Origin of the sequence: uncultured Mailhella sp., from assembly GCF_944324575.1 — a bacterium.
GTDB lineage: Bacteria > Desulfobacterota > Desulfovibrionia > Desulfovibrionales > Desulfovibrionaceae > Mailhella.
This window is the reverse complement of the sequence record NZ_CALUWV010000154.1, coordinates 1-3,379: the sequence shown is the minus strand read 5'-3', so window position 1 is coordinate 3,379 and position 3,379 is coordinate 1. Positions and strand designations below refer to the sequence as shown.

At 61.4% G+C, this 3,379-nt stretch carries 2 protein-coding genes; one reads left to right on the top strand and one right to left on the bottom strand.

Going from position 1 to position 3,379, the window contains the following annotated elements:
* Positions 1 to 861: amino acid--tRNA ligase-related protein (locus Q0J81_RS10890; RefSeq protein WP_294447859.1), on the bottom strand; the 861-nt coding region annotated here is incomplete at its 3' end.
* A 369-nt stretch (positions 862 to 1,230) separates the two neighbouring features.
* Here Q0J81_RS10890 and Q0J81_RS10885 point away from each other — a divergent pair.
* Positions 1,231 to 2,103 (top strand): phosphodiester glycosidase family protein, encoded by an 873-nt coding sequence (locus tag Q0J81_RS10885; RefSeq protein ID WP_294447858.1) that lies wholly within the window; start codon positions 1,231 to 1,233, stop codon positions 2,101 to 2,103.
* The last annotated feature ends 1,276 nt before the right edge of the window (positions 2,104 to 3,379 follow it).

Genomic DNA, 3,379 nt, shown 5'->3' with positions numbered 1-3,379 from the left:
ATCCTCGAACGTGGCGTAGGACCAGTAGAACTCGCAGGTGGTGAACTCGGGGTTGTGGCGGGTGTCCATTCCCTCGTTGCGGAAGCAGCGGTTGATTTCAAACACGCGCTCCAGGCCGCCCACGATAAGGCGCTTGAGATAGAGCTCGGGTGCGATGCGCATATACAGGTCGATGTCGAGCGCGTTGTGATGCGTCACAAAGGGCTTGGCCGCCGCGCCGCCCGCAAGAGCGTGCAGCATGGGGGTTTCCACTTCCATGAAGCCTCGCTCTTCCATGAAGCGGCGGAACTCGCGCACGATGAGCGAACGCTTGCGGAATATCTCGCGCGTGCGGGGATTCATCACAAGGTCGACGTAGCGCTGACGATAGCGGGATTCCACGTCGGTGAGGCCGCTGTGCTTGTCGGGCAGCGCGCGGAACGACTTGCTGAGAAGCCGCACGCTCTCGCAGCGCAGCGTGAGTTCGCCGGTCTTCGTGCGGAAAAGGCGCCCCGTCACGCCCACAATGTCGCCCACATCGAGCTTCTTGAACGCGGAAAACGCCTCGTCGCCGAGCACGCTCTTTTCCGCATAGCACTGGATGCGGCCGCTGCGGTCCATGACGTGGAAGAAGATCACCTTGCCGAAGGAACGCGAAGACATCATGCGGCCGGCAACGGCAAATTCCTCGTCAAGCGCGGCAAGCTCCTCGTCGGTCATGGCGCCGTATTTCTCGCACACCTCGCCCGCGTTCTGCCTGCGCTTGAAATCGTTGGGATAGAGCGGAATGCCCGCGTCCAGAAGATCGCAGGCCTTGCCCACGCAGTTCTTCACAACTTCGTTCAGTTCGCCGTGATCGGCGAAATTCTCCAGCATGGGCATGAAATAGGCCGCATGTTCCGACTTCGTGGCAAGCTTGATGGGCTTGCGGGCTTTCTTCTGTGCTTCCAAAAGACACTCCGTTTATCTGGCAGGGGCTCTGCCCTCTTTCATGAATATGCTGCCGACAGCGCTCGCGCGCCTCAAAAAGGCCGCAACGAAAGACTCGCTTTTTGGCGTCGTAAAAATATGGGGGTAGGACAAATACGCCCGGTCGTCAAGAGCCGAAGCCCCCGCAGCCGCCGGGAAAAAGCACCCCGTTTCCGCCCTTTCTGCGCCGGGCCCCGCATCGGTCGGACGTTCTCCATGTTCCCGGGTAAAAACGCAGGGTTTTCCTTGCCCATCCTTGACGAGTGGCATACAACTGAGGACATGAACACTCTGCGCACCATAGCCCTCGCGCTGCTTCTGCTTGTGCTGCCGGCCTCGCTCTGTGCCGAAGCGCCCGAGCCTGAGCTCACCTTTCCGGGCGATCCCATCGCATGGACAAGTCCGGAAGACGGGCTGGACATGGCGCGCCTGTCCTACACCAGAGACCGGGGAGACGAGTTTTCCCGGCGTCTCGTGATCCGCGTGCTGCGCTTCGACACCGAGCATTTCGACTTTCACCTGTTCAGCTCCCGCTGGGAAGGCGGCAACGTGCCCACCATGCGCGAATGGGCCGCATCCAAAGACCTTACCGCCGCCATCAACGCCAGCATGTATCTTAAGGACGGACAGACCTCCACCGGCTACATGCGCAGCGGCGACCGTACCAACAACGGCCGCATCGTGAGCCGCTACGGCGCCTTCTTCGTGGCCGGCCCCAAAGACGATTCCCTCCCCCGCGCCGCCGTGCTCGACCGAAGCGTCGACGACTGGAAAAACCTCCTGCCCCGCTACGACATCGTGGTGCAGAACTTCCGCCTCATGGGCCCGGACGGCAGCCAGATATGGCCCGAAAAAGGCCCCGAACACGCCATTGCCGCCATAGCCGAAGACCTGAACGGCCGCATTCTCTTCTTCCATTGCGCCGACCCCGCCTCCGTCCACGACTTCGTCGAAGCCCTCAACGCCCACAAAGACCTCAACCTCAACAGCGCCATGTACGTCGAGGGCGGAAGCGAAGCTTCCCTCCTCCTCCGGCTCCCCGGCGAGTTCCACCTCTGGAACGGCATGTCCCCAGCTTCCTATATGTTCTCCTCCCGCGGCGACGCCATCCCCCTCCCCAATATCCTCGGCGCCGTGCGGAGAACGCAAAAGTAAAAGACAAAAAACGCAGGAAAGGCAGAAAAGGCAGCGGGGCTCCGCCCCGTACCCCGCCGGGGGAGTCCCCCCCCGGTCCCCCTTGAAAGGCAGTTTGCGGGGGAAATAATTTCCCCCGCGCCCCCTTGGTTCTTTCAGCTTTTTATCAAAGACTGGGGGGAACTCAGGAGTCGGCTCTGAAAAACGAAAATGGCAAGGGGAGGGACAAAAAGGCCGGAAGGCTCGGCGGACGCGTTTCGGGCTGCCCAGTCAGTGCAGGCGTGTGCCCTGCACCCGCCTGCGGTGGCCGACTGCTGTCCCGCTTCGCGGTACAACAGTGCTGCAAGGAAAAAAAGAAAGCCCGCCCCATCCCTCCTTAAACGCCCATCCGCTCCAGACACACTGTACGAACCCACCGATGCCCGGTACCGCAATCGCCCATCCGCTCTGGATGCGCGGTACGGATGCGCCAATTCCCAGGCGTACCGCAAAGGCACGTCTCAACCTGCACGCCGTTCAGACGCGAAACTTGCACGACGGTCATTTCATTTAACGGCGGAACTAAATTCCGGCTAAGTCTTCACGACGCCCGCTGCGCTTGACGGCAAGAGCGAATCCCGCCTGCTTGCGAACGTCGGGGCGACCGCCTGAAGGCAGATCGCGGGCCCCGAGCGTTGAGAGAAGGTCATCCGCTGCAAACGGAGGCCGACCGAACAGTGAACGACGAGTTTTCCCGCAAGTTTCTCTGAGCGTTGCGAGAAAGCTGAAAAGAAAAATTGAAAGCCCTTCCATATCGTTGAAAAGCGACCATCCCTTGTCAGCGACGGTTTCCCAGAGCGCTAAACCAGCGCTCTCCCCTTAAAAATCTGGAAATCCCTTCCAATCACACCGGTGCTTTCGCGAAGCGAAACACCGGTCGGCAGCCGCAGGCGGGCGCAGCCGCGCACGCCTGCACTGAGATTGCAGCCCGAACGCGCCTTGCCGAGACTTCCGGCCTTTGCGCCACACGCCTTTTGTCCCGCCCTTTCAAAGCCCGACTTCCGGCATCCGTACGAGCCCCGCCGCGCGGCGCAGCCGCAAGGCGAACCAGGGGGGCGCGGGGGGAATTATGACATTTTCCACCGACCGAGTAACGCAATGGCCCGTCTGCCCGGGACACACTGTACGAACGTGGAACTTGTACGACGCCTGCGGCGCTTGACGCCGGAAGTGAATTCCGGCTGCTTGCGGACGTCGGCGCGGGCTCCTCACCTCGCCCGCGTTCCCCCGAGCGCTGGCAGCAAGCTGAAAGAAACAG

What these genes read in the sequence shown, in the direction of transcription:
- Q0J81_RS10885 (WP_294447858.1), top strand. Translation starts at nt 1,231, where the DNA reads ATGAACACTCTGCGCACCATAGCCCTCGCGCTGCTTCTGCTTGTGCTG.